This is a genomic window from Paenibacillus sp. GCM10028914 (assembly GCF_042666275.1).
In the GTDB taxonomy this organism is placed as follows: domain Bacteria; phylum Bacillota; class Bacilli; order Paenibacillales; family Paenibacillaceae; genus Paenibacillus_AQ.
In genome coordinates this window covers 1-16,846 of record NZ_JBHTFO010000018.1, presented here as the reverse complement: position 1 = coordinate 16,846, position 16,846 = coordinate 1, and the positions used below count along the sequence as shown (strand labels likewise).

Genomic DNA, 16,846 nt, shown 5'->3' with positions numbered 1-16,846 from the left:
GTTCTTGCCTGTCTTGATGTAAAATCACTGTGGTAGTGTTGGCAGATCGTTGTCCATCAAATCGTAATTCGATTTGTATGGATAGCCAGGTACATAAGGAACTACATTTACGTTCGCTTCTGTTACATGTACAAAGCGATGCAACAACAGCTTGCGAATTCGATCTGCTATCTCATGGGCTTCCCAAACTGTTATGCGTGGATTCACACTGACTTTCACATCAAGGTTAACCTGATCCTGACGCAATTGTCCATGCTCTTGCACCTTTATATCTTCGATTGTAATGACCCCATGGACCCTTTGAATCGTATCCATATAATCTGCAAAATGATCATGCTGAGGCTTTTCTAAAGGCGCACCCTTCAGAGAGCGAATGATAAGTAAACAACCTTTTCGTAATACTAGCCCTGACACGATAAGAGCTGCTATTGAATCCATGTGCAGCAAAGCCGGCACCTCATAGTTAGATCCAATCTTGGATAAAAACAGCCCGACCAGAACAATCAATAAAGAATATAAGCCGTAACGGTGATTCTCTGAATAAAGCATAAATTGTCGATCTGTTTTAGACTTGGACAGACGATACTGGTATTGAAAAACAGCCTCATTTACAAAAAGCGATATTAATACAGCTACAAGTACCAGCTCACCAGAAGACTCGGATGTTTCCTTTAAAAGATTCCTCACGGATGAGATAGCGATTTGAAGACCGCCCATTAATATCATTACCGAAAATAAGATAGGCATAAAAGGTACAGCAGGTGGTAGCGAAGCTCTCATTCCTTTGCGGCTTGATGATTTCCATCCTTCAAACCATGGCAGGCGGTCCGCAAGCAGTGTAGCAGCATTGGCAGTTGAATGCAGTGCATCGCCCATAAGAGCTATGCTACCGGAAAAATAGCCGACGGCTCCTTTGCCTATAGCTACAGTAAAATCGCTTATGATTCCGATCCAAACGGCTGTGTCCGTATGAGACAATCGTTTGTTATTCACATGAGGCCCCCCTCAGCTATGCTCTGTAACGCATACGCCTGTAACTTAGAAAGCCGCGTCGCCTACGACGCGGCTTTCTACATGAATAGTAGTGTTTAGCTATCCTTGTGAAACTTACCTTACGATGATTCTAAATATCTGATTTCGCTGGCTTTGGAGCTTTAGGCTTTGCTGCATTTTTACCTTTCAGCAAGAGCCAAAGCGGGCTCGCGATAAAGATCGAAGAATAAGCACCGAATAACAAACCAATCACGATTGCCAATGAGAACATTTGAATCGATTCTCCACCTAAGATGAGCATGAAGAACGCTGCAAGGAATACCGACAGGGCGGTATATAATGAACGGGCAATGGTTTGAGACAAACTCCGATTAACCAATTCAACAAGATCAGAATACTTCTTAATTTTAGCAAACCGCAGATTTTCACGGATACGGTCAAAGATAACGATGGTATCATTAATCGAATAACCGATGATTGTCAAAATTGCGATAATGAAAGTCAAATCAACTTCCAAACGGAAGATCGAGAAAATACTGATCACGACAAAAGCATCATGCAATAGTGCGACAATTGCCGCAATGGCAAACCGCCATTCAAAGCGAATGCTGACGTAAATGATGATCCCGACACATGACAATAATACCGCATAAACTGCATTTCGTCCGAGCTCTTTTGCCATTTCAGGGTCAACGGTATTCACTTCAAACGAGGCAGACTCGTCCAGTTTGTGAACACCCGCTTTTAATGCTTGGTCCTGTGGTTCAGTGAGCACCTGACTGAGTCGGATGTTAACCCGGTCATTCCCCGGGGTGATGCTTGCTTCTTCAATACCAGCTTCCTTCAGAATCGGTTCAAGTTGCTCTACTGTGAGCTGTTTGGATGTTGTGATATCCACATTGGAACCTGAACGGAAGTCAACACCATAATTCAGACCGAGAGCAGCAAGGCAGATCGCGCCCACGATGGTAAGAATAATCGAAAACGTATAGAAGTACCGACTGGCACCTACATAATCAAAATTTTTAAAGCGCACGAATGTCACTCTCCTTTACCCCGAAATGCTTCGGCTTGCTAGCCCAACCCATCTTAACAAGCAAATTGAGCAAGAAGCGGGAGAAGTATACGTTCGTCGCAATACTAACGATAATCTCCAAGATAAGGACAAGTGCAAATCCTTTAACAGCACCCGTACCAAACGCAAACATAACCCCAGCTACAATAATCGTCGTTATGTTAGAATCCATGATCGTACGGAATGAGTTCTTACCACCCGCTTTAACAGATGAGGCAATGCTCTTTCCACTACGCATTTCTTCCCGTATACGTTCGTAGGTGATAATGTTAGCGTCAACTGCCATCCCGATACCCAGAATAAATGCTGCGATCCCCGGCAATGTCAGTGTAAAGTCAGCCAAAACAAATATCAGAATAAGTAACCAAGTGTGCACAATAAGTGCAAAACTTGCAAGTAAACCTGGAATACGATACATACCAATCATAAAGATCAGAATAGCCGCGGAAGCAATCAATCCCGCCTGCAATGTCTTAGTAAGAGACTCCATACCCAATGTTGCGCCTACACTTTGAGAGTATTTCTCAGTCAGTTTCAGCGGGAGTGCACCTAGGTTAATCGTATCACGAATCTTTTTCGCCTCATCAAGGGAATATGATCCTGTGATTTGTGCTGATCCATCTGTCAAAACAGCTTGTACCGTTGGAGCAGACAACAATTCGTCATCCATAAAGATGGCAAGCTCTTGTCCAAGAAGACGTTCTGTGATTTCAGCAAACTTCGCTTTATCTCTAACCTTGATGTCGATCATTGGCTGATTCAAAGAATCATAAACAACGGAAGCGCCATTTTCTACAAAATCGTCACCACGAAGCTCAATCTTACAGAACTCTTCTCCCTCTTTACATCCGTCGTTGCTTCGGAACGTAAGGTTTGCTGGTTCTTTCATCGTCTTGCGGACCTCTGCCTCGTCGGTTACACCGGCGACCTTCAGTCGAATTCGGTTAGTTCCTTCCGGTGTTACTTCCGGTTCGGTCGTTCCCATAGCGTCTGCACGTTTCTGTAAGCTTTTTGCGGTTTCCTGCAGGGCTTCTTTTGTAACCTGCTGACCTTCAATCAATGGCTCTGCCTCATACAGGATTTCAAAGCCGCCCTTAAGATCCAAACCTAAACGAACGTCTTTTAACAACCCCGGGCTCGATACAGCCATGATACCGGTGACCACGAGTACGGTAACGATGAAACTGATGATTCTCTTCATGCCGTCCCTAGTTCCCCTTTCTATTCTCAATATTCCTATTATAGCCATGCCTCAAAATCCAGTCAATTTATCATTAATTGTCGATTTGGTTAAAATATCCGAAAAATGAGCAAAAAAAGGATCAACCCTCGATTAATCGAAAGGAGATCCCTTATATGCTGATATTGTCATATAATTCATCAAACTAGTTGCTTTCAAAGATAACACATCGTTTACCAGTTGATGAAGGGGAGGAATACCCTTCTTCTCATATTTACTACTCACGCATCTCCAAATATCATCGGTAGTGACATATTCGTAACCTATCATGCGAAATTCTTCAACCTTGCTGGAACAGATCATTTCAATCGTGGCGGTCAATTCTTCGTCACTCATCGATTCTAATCCCATCTTCGTTGCCTCCTCTTGTTACCTCAAAACTCTACATTCGACTAACAACACATCATTCCCTTCTTTTCATATCATGCTCTTTACAAAAAAGTAAAGCATCAGATTGGACATGTTAGGCATATCCATATCAATAGGGCGTTATGGATTCTTTTTTACCAGGGAGTGGGATGAGCATTGAACAAGCAGTCTTTTATCAAAGGTACCATCATTCTATTAGCAGCCGGTATTATTAATCGGCTGCTCGGATTCATACCTCGGATTGCTCTGCCACGAATTATCGGGCCAGAGGGAGTCGGTATTTATCAGCTCGGTTACCCATTTTTTATCGTTTTAGTCACAATCATTACTGGCGGTATACCTCTAGCCATTGCAAAAATGGTAGCTGAAGCAGAAGGCTCTGGAAATAGCGACTACTCTAGGCGCATCCTACGTACAAGCTTGACTCTGACCCTGACACTTGGCACGCTGTTTATGCTTCTCAGTCTCTTGCTCGCTCCATGGGTTACAAGTGTCATTCTGCCTGATGAGCGGGTTTATCAAACCTTTGTCAGCATGACACCTATGATTATAATCATTGCCGTCTCCGCAGTGTATCGGGGATATTTTCAAGGTAAGCAAAACATGGTTCCTTCCGCAGCATCATCCATCATTGAAACTATCGTTAGAATTGTGTGTATGCTCTGGTTTGCACACCTTCTTATGCCAAAAGGACTGGCTTATGGAGCCGCTGGAGCCATGCTCGGAACAGCTGTTGGAGAGCTTCTTGGAATGTTCGTTTTACTCTGGCAATATTCCCGAGATGAAAGACGTAAATTAATCCCGGTACTGAAAGAGCAGGAGCCGCAAGCTATACCCAAACCTTTACAAAATCAGAATCGCGGTATACTTAAACGTCTACTGGGAATCGCCATTCCAGTTACAGGTGGAAAAATGGTCGGTTCCATCTCCTATCTGCTGGAATCCATCATAACTGCTCGAAGTTTGGCCATCGCTGGTATCGCCACCTCTGTAGCAACAGCTCAGTATGGTGCTCTGCAAGGCATGGTCATCCCACTGTTACTCCTGCCAGGAGCCATTACGATGTCTCTCGCTGTAGCACTGGTCCCTTCCCTATCGGAGGCAGCAGCTAGAAAGGATATGGTTACGATCCATAAACGGATGAACCAAGCCCTTCGACTCGCATTTGTAACCGGAGCACCTTTTGCCGTTATCATGTACATCTTGGCAGAACCGTTATGTCTAATGCTATATAACAACACAGACATTAGCAGCATGCTTAAGATTATGGCCCCGTTTGCATTGTTTCTTTATGTACAGGCACCGCTCCAAGCTGCCCTGCAGGCGCTAGATCGTCCTGGCAGAGCATTAATGAATACACTGGTCGGTGCTCTAATCAAAATATGCCTAATCTTATACTTATCCTCTAATCCCGCATTTGGTATTAAAGGAGCAGTCATTGCTATCATTGTAAACAGTATCGCTGTGACAATGCTTCACGGGTACAGCATCTCCCGATTAATCGGTTTCCGATTCAAACTAATAGACTTTATCAAAACAGCAGCAGTTATGCTTATTATGGGCGCCGCCGTTTTAATGAGTTATCAGCACTTTCCATTCTTGAATATCCCTTGGCTTCAATTTCTAACCGCAGCAGGAGCAGGTGTATTCTTATATATTATCGTCGTTTTTATGACGAAACTCGTAACTTTTCGTGACCTCGTGCGGATGCCGGTGATAGGGAAATGGTTCAATCGATAAACGAATAATTCTACGCTATAGAGAACGGTTACGATCGACGTATAATCTTCCTTTATGATCGATGGAGCATAAGAAAACTTCTTTAAAGTCTTTTGCTCCTTTCTTTTGAATTTCATTTTTCAGCCAAAATCTCGTCTTATCAATGAGTGTCAAATTCTCGTCCAATACCTTCCCATCCAGAATTAATGGAATAGGTAATCCCTCATAAGTTATTTTATTGTACGGTATCTCAATTCGGTTGCTGCTGTCCTTTTTTAAGGCTCGGTTTGAACTTTGATCTGAATCTTGTTTAGTTTGGTTCGATGTGTTTCTTAAACTGTTGACGTCTGTGCTCTCAGATGGCTCTTTAGGAATTACTGTCAATTGTCCAGATGTTTCGAGAATAGCAAATTCAACATCTGCAAGACTCGAGATATCTTTACCTCTAAGTTGCTGCATTAAATCGTCTAAGTTGTAGCGCAGTTTACTCATCTCTTTGCGATTAAGATTTCCTTTAGCGATAATAATGCTTGGTTTACCGTCCGCCAGCAATCTCACCCTCCGACTTTTTAGCCCCAAATAAGCAAGTCCAACCTGAATTGTAACGAGGACAGCAATCGGAATGAGCCCGTCAAGTAGTGGTTTATTGACATCTTCAAGTACAAAGACGGCCATTTCAGCAATCATGATGGAGATAACTAAGTCAAAAATTGATAGTTTTCCGATTTCTCTTTTTCCCATAATACGCATGGTTGAGAAAGTCACCCCGTACATTAAAATTGTCCGGAGAATAAGGAGTGTGATGTGCGTGGTCAAAATGATTCCCTCCCAGCTGATTGGACAAATTCACGGTATTGGTATTCTACCCCTGACTCCTTATTCCATTCGGTAGTTCATGATTAATTAATGGTAATCATTTTGAAGACTTGATAGTACTAACCCTGAAGGCTTGACCATACAATGAGTAATAATTGAAGCTTAGTAAAGGAGTTGATTTATTGGAACCAATTAGGCGCGTTTTCTCCTTAAGAATCAACAGTCCTATTCTCTCTGGACTGCTGTATTCTTTCATGTGGATGTTCCTCGGGGCTCTAGCGCTGTCACTGCTTTTATGGGCGAGCAATCTCTCAGAGGAGGATTTATTCTTGTACACCTTCCTCATCCATGGAATTGCCGCTGCATTTGGTGGGATTGTAAGCGGTAAACGGGCGGGTAATAAGGGTTGGTACTACGGATGTCTAACAGGCCTTTTGTATGGCATTATGCTCATTGTTATAGGCTTTTTAGCTTTGGACAGTTCTTTATCATTCAGTGATTTTACACTTATAGGTACAGTATTATTCGGTGGAGCCATCGGTGGAATGTTTGGTGTGAATTTACGTAAATAAATTGTTATTTCTCTTTCCTCAAATTGTGGTACACTGATAACATTGTGTTTATTGATTAGGAAAGAGGAGGACTTTGTTTCATTGTTATACCAATCCATGAATACCATAGCCTTTTTCACTACACTTAATGTGATCGTGCTTCTGTGGGCCGGTACCCTTAACAATCCATTTAAAGCACTGTTCGCCCTTGTCAGAGAATTAATTACAGTTCCTCGTTTCTTAATACTATTTACAGCGATGGCGGGTATTCTGATACTTAATAAATACGAACTGCAGTTTGAACAAGAGCACTTCAACTATTTGAAGGATTTCACGCCTATGATTTTCCAGTGGGAAGGCTTTATTGTAAAACATGTGCAGGAGTTTTTTCACAGTACTTGGCTAACTCCAATTCTCGCTTTTTTTTACCTGCTTGTGTTTCAAGCACTGATTATCGGATCTATCGGAGTATATCTGATTCAACATAACAAAACTCTGGTGTATGCCACTTGTTATGCAATCCTGATTAACTATGCGATGGCTATTCCCTTCTTCTTACTATTTCCGGTAAATGAAATATGGTCCTACCAGCCAGCAGGAGTAACTTTCTATATGCTTGAAGTATTTCCGAACTTCGAAAGCGTATATCGGCCATTATCCGGTCTTAACAATTGCTTCCCAAGTCTTCATACATCCTTATCTGTTACAATGGCTATTCTCGCATTCAGATCTGGAAATAAACGTTGGGCAATCATTACCGGTATAAGTGCTGCCTTGATCATTTTCAGTATTTTTTACTTAGGTATTCACTGGGTTTCTGATATGATCGCTGGAGTTTGTCTAGGTATACTAGCGTCAACCTTAGGTATTTATCTAGGAAGACTGACACATGAAAAAGCAACTTCCTCCACAAACAGAAAAGTCACAGGTAAAAATGTATGACAAGCCTGACAGCAAACGAAAAAAAGCCTGGTTCCGAATAGGAACTAGGCTTTTCTTTAGTTACACACTAAGTTGCACAATGAGCTATTACTCATTAGTGCTGTGGCTGATTGAACTGCGATCAAATGTCAGTTTCGTGACATCATTCACTTTCAATACCACCACATCGTCGGTGATCTCTACAATCGTACCGTGAAGGCCACCGATCGTTACTACCTTATCACCTTTTTTCAACGCGTTAAGCATAGCAGTACGAGTCTTCTGTTTCTTCTGCTGTGGACGGATAAGCAGAAAGTAGAAGATGACGAACATCAATACGAAAGGTAGAATTAAACCGAGAATTCCACCACTTCCTGTTGTTTGCGCAGCTGCAATATCAAACATTTCTTTCCCCCCCCTTCATGGACTTCCCATGATGGTTTTACAATTTTAAAACCCTTTTTCATTATCATGCAAACCATACTTTTCGAAAAACTCATCGCGGAAATCAAGCAGACGATCTTCCCTAATGCTTTGCCGCACATTACGCATTAGATTAAGAAGGAAATGAAGATTATGATACGTTGTAAGCCTTAGCCCAAACGTTTCATCACTCTTAATCAAGTGACGCAGATAAGCTCGTGAGTAATTACGGCATGTATAGCAATCACATTCCGGATCAAGTGGTCCAAAATCTCTCGCATACTTGGCGTTTCGAACGACAAGACGGCCTTGACTTGTCATCGTTGTTCCGTTGCGGGCAATCCGCGTTGGAAGCACACAATCGAACATGTCCACACCTCTGATAGAGCCTTCCAAAAGCGCATCAGGCGAGCCGACCCCCATCAGGTAACGCGGTTTATTGTCCGGAAGCAGGGGTACCGTGTAATCCAGCACTTCGTACATTAACTGCTTGGATTCTCCCACACTAAGTCCTCCGATAGCATAACCCGGAAAGTCCATGGAAGTCAAATCACGCGCGCTCTGACGGCGCAGATCTTCGTACATGCCCCCTTGAACAATAGCGAACAGGGCTTGATCATGCGGACGTGCATGACTCTTCAAGCAACGTTCAGCCCAACGTGAAGTACGTTCCGTTGATTTTTTTACATAATCGTACTCTGCTGGATATGGAGGGCATTCATCAAATGCCATCATAATATCTGAGCCGAGCGCATTTTGAATTTCCATAGCTACTTCTGGAGAAATAAACAGCTTATCTCCATTCAGATGAGAACGGAAGTTAACGCCTTCTTCTGTTATTTTTCTCATTTCTGCCAAACTAAATACCTGAAAACCCCCACTATCCGTTAAGATCGGACGATCCCAGTTCATAAATTTATGCAAACCGCCTGCTTCTTTAACAACATCATGTCCTGGTCTTAGAAACAAATGATACGTGTTACTCAAAATAATCTGAGCATCCATCGCTTTTAGTTCTTCAGGACTCATGGTCTTAACTGTTGCCAGTGTTCCCACCGGCATAAAGGTGGGTGTCTCAATTACACCGTGTGGTGTATGCACGCGACCGAGTCTTGCACCCGATTGCTTGCATGTCTTGATATGTTCATAGGTGATAGCTGCTGCCATTTTGATAAACCTCCGAAATTAATAAATAAACATCGCGTCTCCAAAGCTAAAGAATCGATATTCTCGCTCAACCGCTTCTTTATAAGCTTCGAGTATGTGATCCCTTCCAGCCAAAGCGCTGACAAGCATAACAAGTGTGGACTTGGGTAGATGGAAGTTTGTTATTAGTGCATCCACCACTTTGAACTCATACCCTGGGTATATAAAAATACTCGTCCAGCCACTGCTCTCTTTCAGCATTCCGTTTTGACACTGGTTACCTACCGTCTCTAATGTTCTGCAAGAGGTGGTCCCAACTGCGACAACTCGTCCACCTCTACGTTTCGTCTCATTCAACAGATCTGCTGTTTCCTGTGACATCATGTAATATTCTTCATGCATAACATGATCTTCTACACGATCAACCGACATCGGACGGAAAGTACCAAGGCCAACATGAAGCGTTATAAAAGCAATATCCACGCCACGTTCACGAATACGATCAAGTAGTTCTTCTGTAAAATGCAGCCCTGCAGTCGGTGCTGCTGCTGATCCTTCATGCTTGGCGTAAACGGTCTGGTAACGGTCACGATCATCCAGTTTCTCCTTAATATAAGGAGGCAATGGCATTTGACCAAGAGAGTCTAATATCTCCTGAAAGATTCCATCATAGGAGAAGGAGAGCGTGCGTGCACCTAGGTCACCTTCTTCTTCAATGAGTGCACGCAGTTTTCCTTCACCAAATGTTATGACACTACCCTTTTTCAGCCTCTTTCCGGGCTTTACAAGTGCTTCCCAGCGGTCGCCTTCAAGATTTTTGAGCAGAAGCACTTCCGCTTTCGCACCGGTATCTTCTTTAACTCCAAAAAGTCGGGCGGGTATTACTTTTGTATCGTTGAGCACCAGCGTATCGCCTGGCCGCAGATCGTTAATAATATCTCCGAACACTTGATGGGATATCTCGCCACTCTCTTTATTGACTGTAAGCAGTCTAGAAGCTGTACGGTCAAGCAATGGTGTTTGAGCAATCAAATGTTCTGGTAGTTCAAAATCATACAAATCTACATTCATTCTGGTCAGTCCTTAAGTATAGTGGAGTTGCGGTAATAGTGTTGCAAAATTGCCTTATAATCATACCCTTCATCAGCCATCCCCTTGGCTCCCCATTGTGAAAGACCGAGTCCATGACCATTGCCTTTTCCCGTAAATTTGAATCCGGCTGTCTTATCTATGACTCTTGCCTTCCCATTTGCATTCATCACAACAGAGCCTGCACCCGAAGTACTTTGTACTCCGCTTGCTGATATAACAGAGATATTTTGACTGCCTGAAAGGGTGGATACATCACCGTTAGCGCTCAATACAGTATAACTTCCAGTAGGTTCAATATCAAACATTGTGCTTGGTAGTCCTTTAAAGGCGGAACGGAACATATCCGGATATTTAACACTCAATACTTGACCATTAGCCTGTACTTCCGTCGCTCTTCCTGATGGCCCTCTCTTAGTCACTTCCAACGTATTGATCGTTGAAGGCAGAGTTGAACTCGTCTTACCATTCAAAGAAGCAAGCAACTCGGCGGATGTATAAGGTCCACGAATCCATTCATAACTGTTAGATTCATTCACCTTATCCAATATAACGGCCGTATCTCCTGGATTCATTTGAGCCAATGGTTTTACAGTCGATTGGATAAGCGGCAACGGTCTAATATTGGTGCTCGACGAAGTTACGGTCATTAGCGGAAGGCCTGCTGCTGTAGAACTGCCTGTCTCCTTAACATTATCCTCTCGGACATAACCCGCTACTCCATTCGGCAAAAGTATGTAATACCACTGCTTCAGGGAAGCCTGAGCAGACTTATCACCAGGGCTTTCCACCGCTGCAAACAAATCATTGGCACTATTCCACACTTCAGAAGGATCTGCTGTCATTCCTCCACTATTGGATGAAAAAACAGCTTCAACCAGTCTGTTATTGCTCATCAATACTTCGCCTTGTGTAGCATCAACTGCCTGTGTAACACTTCCTTTTTCCGAACCGATTCCGTTATAAGCTTGACTTAACACGGTATCTACTACATGAGCTACTTCAAACTTCTTTCCTTGGTATAAGGCATAGCTCCGTGCAGCAACCGCTTGAGCTTTCAGTGCTTCGCTTCCCCAAGAAGAAGGGACTTCCGCACCTACCACCGAATACAAATACTGCTCAAATGGTAATTCATTAACTAGATAGAGTTGTCCATTTTTTGAACCGATCTCGATCGCACCTCTATATGTCCGTTCAGAGCGCTCTTTAACTTGAATACCTGCACCTGTTCCTTCGATCCACAGTTTAGACGTACTGCCAGCAAGCATATAGTGAGTAACCGGCTGTGCTTGAGCTAAATTAAGCCCCACATCCTGTTTTAAGATGATTCCTGCAGTACTTGTATCTACTTCATTTAAGGGCACAGACGATACTGCTTTAGCAGCAGTTTTTACAGCCGCTAGATCTGCTGAATTTGCAGCTTCACCAACCCATACAGAATAACTAGCCCCCCCAGTTGAGGGTAGCTTAACATTAACAGCATCAATTCCCGCATTCGCGAATGTCTTGCGGACTTTCTCGGCAGCAGCCTCTGATGCAAACTGTCCTGCTGTAAGATACAAAGAACCCTTTACAGCTGGAGTTTGACCCCCCAGATAAGCAGAAACTGTTTTTGAAGTTCTCGCTACAGCTTCTTTTGCAGCATTCTCCGTAGCATACATGCCCGTGTACAGCTGATATACATCCCCTGAATTTGAAGAAGACATGAACAGAATTGGCTTGTCTGATGTTGCTTCAAGCTTCTTGGCTGCCTCAGATGCGGTCTTCCAATCCTTGGTCTCCAGCACCTTCACACGATATGAATCTACACTTAGACGAACTTGTTCTGCAGCCGGAATGGAGACCATTCCTTCTGTGCCATTAGCTGTAATAATGGAGACGTTCAAATTTTCACTCGAATTTACTGTTACAGCGGGGGTCGTTGACTTATACTTACTTCCCAAATCTAGAAACATTGCAACTCTTATTGTATCCAGTGAAGGAGCAGCGGCATGAACCGCCGGTGCTTGCCACACAGTCCCGGCAACGATAATCGCGAGCAAACCTTTTGTACACCATGATCTAATATTTTGCTTCCAACTCTTTGTCATCAGTTATTTCCTCCTGCTAGTAAGAATGACGAATAAGTCATGTGGCTTGTATTAAATATCCTCAATCTGCGATTAGACTATCGGCGATCCTCAGGAAACGGGATTCCCAAATGGTTGTATGCAGCCGGAGTGACAATACGCCCCCTTGGCGTCCGCTGAAGGAAACCAATCTGGAGTAAATATGGCTCATACACATCTTCTATGGTCTGACTCTCTTCGCCAATTGTAGCAGCTATGGTATCAAGTCCAACCGGACCACCCCGGAAGCTGTGAATCATTGCATTAAGCATTTTATGATCTACTAAATCAAGCCCCATTGGATCCACCTGCAGCATTTTCAGAGCTTCCCCTGCAATATCAGGCGTTATCATACCGTCACCACGAACTTGCGCATAATCACGCACCCGTTTTAAAAGACGGTTGGCAATCCGAGGTGTCCCCCTGGAACGCAGCGCTATCTCCGTGGCTGCCTCTCCTAGTATCTGAATTCCAAAAATATCAGCGCCTCGAGAGACGATATAAGCTAACTCATCGACAGTATAAAACTCTAGTCGGCTTACAACACCAAAACGGTCTCGCAGTGGTGCGGACAGTAGACCGGCCCGGGTGGTTGCCCCGATCAATGTAAATGGAGGTAGATCTAGCCTTACGGAACGTGCACTAGGGCCCTTGCCAATCATAATATCCAGTGCGAAATCCTCCATAGCAGGGTACATTACTTCCTCAACCGTACGGTGCAGACGATGGATTTCGTCGATGAACAGCACATCTCCCTCTTGAAGATTCGTCAAAAGGGCTGCTAAATCTCCAGGACGCTCTATTGCAGGTCCGGATGTGGTCCGTAAGTTCACCCCCATCTCATTCGCTATAATGTTAGCAAGCGTTGTTTTACCGAGACCTGGCGGTCCATACAAGAGCACATGATCCAGTGCCTCTTTACGCATTTTTGCTGCTTCAATATATATCTTGAGGTTTTCCTTAACCTGATTCTGGCCTATATATTCTGCTAAATAACGGGGACGCAGACTAAGCTCCACAGCCTGATCCTCCATCATTAAATTAGCCGTTATGATACGGTCATCCATATTTAATAGCTCCTTTCAACAACCAAATCTTAACCGGCAAATAACAATTGTAGTGCCTTTTTCATAATAACATCTACGGATTCTCCTGCTATCTTATCCTTAATCTTGAGCCATACCTTATCCAGCTCACTATCTGTATAACCGAGTGCTTTCAATCCCTCGCGGGCTTCCGCCCACCCTGCGCTGTCATCCGGCTCAATTTCATTCACCGCAAATAACCCTGTAGCATATGCAGCACTGCTGAAGCCCTCGAGTTTATCCTTTAAGTCCAGTATCATGCGCTGTGCTGTCTTTTTACCGATGCCCGGCAGCTTCGTAAGAAACGCAATGTTCTCTTGGTAAATCGCTGTAACGACATGATCCGGTGAGCCGCCGCCCAATATTCCGAGCGCTACACGCGGACCAATACCTGATACCTCAATAAGCTTTCGAAATAACATCTGTTCTTCTCTTGTCGCAAAACCGAACAGTAGCATAGCATCTTCACGCACATGATGATGAGTAAATATTGTAACTGGACCTTCAATTTTAGCAAAAGCATACGGATTCGGACAAAAAACCCGATATCCTACTCCCTGGACGTCAAGAACTATATATTCATTCTCCATATGGACAAGCTGTCCTCTTAAAAAATCTATCATTTTCGAAGTACCTCATTTAACTTAGAATTAAGAGTATACGAATGGGCATGACAAATGGCAACAGCCAGTGCATCCGCCACATCATCAGGCTTGGGAACAGCTTGTAGCTTCAAGAACATTCGCACCATTTCTTGCACCTGTTTTTTCTCGGCTTTTCCGTACCCTACAATCGCCTGTTTAACCTGCATAGGTGTATACTCGGCAATTGGTAGCCCTCGCTGCGCTGCGGCCAAAATAAGCACTCCACGCGCTTGTGAGACGGACATCGCTGTTGTTACATTCCGGTTAAAGAACAATTTCTCAAATGCAACAGCTTCCGGTTGATACTTATCAATCAATTGCACCATAGCTTCATACACATATTTCAAGCGATCCTCATCAGGAGTATGTGCTTCAGTCTGAATGCATCCATATTGAACGGGTGTTACTTTACTACCTACCTTATCTACAAATCCGAAACCAACAATAGCAATCCCGGGGTCAATTCCCATAATCCGCAAACCAAATCTCTCCTCTTAAAGCGAACATATGTATCGTTCTACCCATTATAACAAAAGATGAGCATCAATTGAGGAAAAACTTTGATCCATTCATTCCCTAACGCTAATTAACGTCAAAAAGGAGATGCCATAGGCATCTCCTAAAATTCGAGCACATATTTATCTCATTAATCTCTAAACACAAGTGATCCAACTGTATTTAATGAGCTTTCATTACATTTTCCGCCAAATCTCTCGCATAATCACTGAATGTCGATAAAACACTGTTATACTCGTCTATATCCTGAATACGTATACCGTCTTGAAGCTGTTTTAATACATCCTTAGGTAAAGAGGACTCCATCGAATCAATATCTAACTGAAAAAAAGTTCTCAGAACCTTCTCTTCTTGTGGTGGACCATCAAATAGTGTAAGGTTCCCATTCGCATCTACGCTCATATAAGCTTGTTCCTTACACGCTGGCGACAGATCATCCGTCACTGTTTCCTCTAGCCACACTTCACCGCTCGCATCAATTTTTCCCTTCCATGAAGGATTATTATTCAGCAGCGTATAGATGCTGTCGGCATCAAGACTACCGATAACCTGTTCCTCCACACCGCACACATATGAAGTTCGTAAATGGACTTTCATATTTCCTTGGGAGTCATTCAATTGCTGCATAAATACACGTTGTTCACCTAACTCTTCATCATTGTCTTGCAAATAATTTAGCGTCTCTATAGCAATAGGCGAACCATCGGTCATCTGAGTTAAAAGCTGTTTCATTTGTTCAGGTAAAGTCTGACCTGCCAGGAGCAGACCTCCTATGATTAAAAATAGAGCACTGGACCAAACAGCTCGCCGCCAACGTTTCCATCTTTTTTTGAATTGTTTTTTCATCCGGAAAACACTCAAGTTGATCCCCTTCTGTCTAATGTTTTTCATAGTTTGGCCTATACTTTATCCATTTATTCAAAACACTTTATAAGGCCTGTCCATAAATTATAAAAGACAATAAAAAAATCCATTAATCAGAATGGATCTGATCAATGGATTATTTAACAATCGGGACGACACGATTTGAACATGCGACCCCCTGGTCCCAAACCAGGTGCTCTACCAAGCTGAGCTACGTCCCGAAAACACAATATTAAGATTATAGCAAAAATCTGATGCATACGATAGTGTTTTTGAGATATAAAAGACTTCGTAAACAATTGGTATTAGAAGGAATCATCCAACCGCAGTAAGACAAATTCCCCAATAAAAAAACACACTGGATTATACTTCTGTGTGTTTTCCAGTAAAGCTATAATGCCGGTGAAGGGACTCGAACCCCCACGGTTTCCCTCACGATTTTGAGTCGCGCGCGTCTGCCAATTCCGCCACACCGGCTTAAAATAAAAACAACCTCTTATTAGAGGATCAGACCATCTACATTTTTCTATAAATAAAATGGCGCGCCCTGAGAGATTCGAACTCCCGGCCTTTTGATTCGTAGTCAAACGCTCTATCCAGCTGAGCTAAGGGCGCATATATGGAGCGGACGACGGGAATCGAACCCGCGACCCTCGCCTTGGCAAGGCGATGCTCTACCGCTGAGCCACGTCCGCAAAAATTTATGATGGTAATTACTAATTGAGCAAAGATGGTGAGCCATGAAGGACTCGAACCTTCGACACCCTGATTAAAAGTCAGGTGCTCTACCAACTGAGCTAATGGCTCATGAATGCATGAAAATGATGGAAAACATTTGCTCCGATAAATCCTTTGTGGATTCTCATTCTTGATGCTAATTCATAAGTGGCGGAACTGACGGGATTCGAACCCGCGATCTCCTGCGTGACAGGCAGGCATGTTAGGCCTCTACACCACAGTTCCATAACTATGTAGAAAATTAATTGGTTGCGGGGACAGGATTTGAACCTGTGACCTTCGGGTTATGAGCCCGACGAGCTACCGAACTGCTCCACCCCGCGTCATTAAAAGGTGTATATGGTGGAGGCTAACGGGATCGAACCGCTGACCCTCTGCTTGTAAGGCAGATGCTCTCCCAGCTGAGCTAAGCCTCCATAATAATGCTGCTTAGTAAAAATAGTGGTGACCCGTAGGGGATACTCTCTCTTCGTTCGAGACTGAGAAGTATTCCTAACGATCTTGATGCTCCGACGAACCTTTGGGATTCTCATCCCCGAAGCAGATAAA

At 43.5% G+C, this 16,846-nt stretch carries 16 protein-coding genes and 8 tRNA genes; 3 read left to right on the top strand and 21 right to left on the bottom strand.

The window, feature by feature from the left end; genetic code table 11:
- Positions 1-24: 24 nt before the first annotated feature.
- The 4 genes from ACFQV5_RS20615 to ACFQV5_RS20600 form a co-directional block, all read right to left on the bottom strand.
- Positions 25-993: a cation diffusion facilitator family transporter gene (locus ACFQV5_RS20615; protein ID WP_379249522.1), complete on the bottom strand. Its 969-nt coding sequence runs from the start codon at positions 991-993 to the stop codon at positions 25-27.
- 130 nt (positions 994-1,123) lie between these two features.
- Positions 1,124-2,029: a protein translocase subunit SecF gene (gene secF / locus ACFQV5_RS20610; protein WP_379249520.1), complete on the bottom strand. Its 906-nt coding sequence runs from the start codon at positions 2,027-2,029 to the stop codon at positions 1,124-1,126.
- Positions 2,019-3,269 carry a protein translocase subunit SecD gene (gene secD, locus ACFQV5_RS20605; protein ID WP_379249518.1) on the bottom strand — a complete coding sequence of 417 codons (1,251 nt, stop codon included), beginning with the start codon at positions 3,267-3,269 and terminating at the stop codon, positions 2,019-2,021. Before secD ends, secF begins: the two co-directional genes overlap by 11 nt.
- 132 nt (positions 3,270-3,401) lie before the next feature.
- Complete coding sequence (locus ACFQV5_RS20600; RefSeq protein ID WP_379249516.1) at positions 3,402-3,659, bottom strand: post-transcriptional regulator; 258 nt, start codon at positions 3,657-3,659, stop codon at positions 3,402-3,404.
- A gap of 174 nt (positions 3,660-3,833) precedes the next feature.
- Here ACFQV5_RS20600 and spoVB point away from each other — a divergent pair, with 174 nt between their 5' ends.
- Positions 3,834-5,417 (top strand): stage V sporulation protein B, encoded by a 1,584-nt coding sequence (gene spoVB, locus ACFQV5_RS20595; RefSeq protein ID WP_379249514.1) that lies wholly within the window; start codon positions 3,834-3,836, stop codon positions 5,415-5,417.
- Positions 5,418-5,432: 15 nt separating this feature from the next.
- Here the strand turns inward: spoVB and ACFQV5_RS20590 are convergent, their stop codons facing one another.
- Positions 5,433-6,170: a YetF domain-containing protein gene (locus ACFQV5_RS20590; protein WP_483874814.1), complete on the bottom strand. Its 738-nt coding sequence runs from the start codon at positions 6,168-6,170 to the stop codon at positions 5,433-5,435.
- 224 nt (positions 6,171-6,394) lie between these two features.
- Here ACFQV5_RS20590 and ACFQV5_RS20585 point away from each other — a divergent pair, with 224 nt between their 5' ends.
- Positions 6,395-6,784 carry a TIGR04086 family membrane protein gene (locus ACFQV5_RS20585; RefSeq protein ID WP_379249512.1) on the top strand — a complete coding sequence of 130 codons (390 nt, stop codon included), beginning with the start codon at positions 6,395-6,397 and terminating at the stop codon, positions 6,782-6,784.
- Between the two features lie 96 nt (positions 6,785-6,880).
- Positions 6,881-7,705 (top strand): phosphatase PAP2 family protein, encoded by an 825-nt coding sequence (locus tag ACFQV5_RS20580; protein ID WP_379249510.1) that lies wholly within the window; start codon positions 6,881-6,883, stop codon positions 7,703-7,705.
- Between the two features lie 87 nt (positions 7,706-7,792).
- Here the strand turns inward: ACFQV5_RS20580 and yajC are convergent, their stop codons facing one another.
- From yajC to ACFQV5_RS20500, 16 genes are all read right to left on the bottom strand, one after another.
- The gene (gene yajC, locus ACFQV5_RS20575) at positions 7,793-8,089 is read right to left on the bottom strand and encodes a preprotein translocase subunit YajC (RefSeq protein ID WP_379249508.1); all 297 of its coding nucleotides are present in this window, start codon (positions 8,087-8,089) and stop codon (positions 7,793-7,795) included.
- A gap of 45 nt (positions 8,090-8,134) precedes the next feature.
- On the bottom strand, positions 8,135-9,274 hold the full coding sequence (gene tgt / locus ACFQV5_RS20570) for a tRNA guanosine(34) transglycosylase Tgt (RefSeq protein ID WP_379249506.1): 1,140 nt from the start codon (positions 9,272-9,274) through the stop codon (positions 8,135-8,137).
- A gap of 18 nt (positions 9,275-9,292) precedes the next feature.
- Positions 9,293-10,324 carry a tRNA preQ1(34) S-adenosylmethionine ribosyltransferase-isomerase QueA gene (gene queA / locus ACFQV5_RS20565; RefSeq protein ID WP_379249504.1) on the bottom strand — a complete coding sequence of 344 codons (1,032 nt, stop codon included), beginning with the start codon at positions 10,322-10,324 and terminating at the stop codon, positions 9,293-9,295.
- A 5-nt stretch (positions 10,325-10,329) separates the two neighbouring features.
- Positions 10,330-12,432, bottom strand: coding sequence for a SpoIID/LytB domain-containing protein (locus ACFQV5_RS20560; protein ID WP_379249502.1), 2,103 nt, complete (start codon positions 12,430-12,432; stop codon positions 10,330-10,332).
- A gap of 77 nt (positions 12,433-12,509) precedes the next feature.
- A complete protein-coding gene (gene ruvB / locus ACFQV5_RS20555) occupies positions 12,510-13,517 on the bottom strand; it encodes a Holliday junction branch migration DNA helicase RuvB (RefSeq protein ID WP_379249500.1) in 1,008 nt (335 codons plus the stop codon).
- A gap of 29 nt (positions 13,518-13,546) precedes the next feature.
- Entirely contained in the window at positions 13,547-14,158 is a 612-nt protein-coding gene (ruvA, locus tag ACFQV5_RS20550; protein WP_379249498.1) for a Holliday junction branch migration protein RuvA, read from the bottom strand.
- Entirely contained in the window at positions 14,155-14,658 is a 504-nt protein-coding gene (gene ruvC, locus ACFQV5_RS20545) for a crossover junction endodeoxyribonuclease RuvC (protein ID WP_379249496.1), read from the bottom strand. The genes ruvA and ruvC overlap by 4 nt, the downstream gene beginning before the upstream one ends.
- A 199-nt stretch (positions 14,659-14,857) precedes the next feature.
- Complete coding sequence (locus tag ACFQV5_RS20540; RefSeq protein ID WP_379249494.1) at positions 14,858-15,541, bottom strand: BofC C-terminal domain-containing protein; 684 nt, start codon at positions 15,539-15,541, stop codon at positions 14,858-14,860.
- Between the two features lie 165 nt (positions 15,542-15,706).
- Positions 15,707-15,780 (bottom strand) — tRNA-Pro (locus ACFQV5_RS20535).
- Between the two features lie 176 nt (positions 15,781-15,956).
- A tRNA-Leu gene (locus tag ACFQV5_RS20530) sits at positions 15,957-16,036 on the bottom strand.
- A gap of 61 nt (positions 16,037-16,097) precedes the next feature.
- Positions 16,098-16,174: transfer RNA gene (locus ACFQV5_RS20525), tRNA-Arg, on the bottom strand.
- Positions 16,175-16,179: 5 nt separating this feature from the next.
- Positions 16,180-16,254, bottom strand: a tRNA-Gly gene (locus ACFQV5_RS20520).
- Positions 16,255-16,290: 36 nt separating this feature from the next.
- A tRNA-Lys gene (locus ACFQV5_RS20515) sits at positions 16,291-16,366 on the bottom strand.
- A 79-nt stretch (positions 16,367-16,445) separates the two neighbouring features.
- Positions 16,446-16,522 (bottom strand) — tRNA-Asp (locus ACFQV5_RS20510).
- A 21-nt stretch (positions 16,523-16,543) separates the two neighbouring features.
- Positions 16,544-16,620: transfer RNA gene (locus ACFQV5_RS20505), tRNA-Met, on the bottom strand.
- A 17-nt stretch (positions 16,621-16,637) separates the two neighbouring features.
- Positions 16,638-16,713 (bottom strand) — tRNA-Val (locus ACFQV5_RS20500).
- Positions 16,714-16,846: the final 133 nt, after the last annotated feature.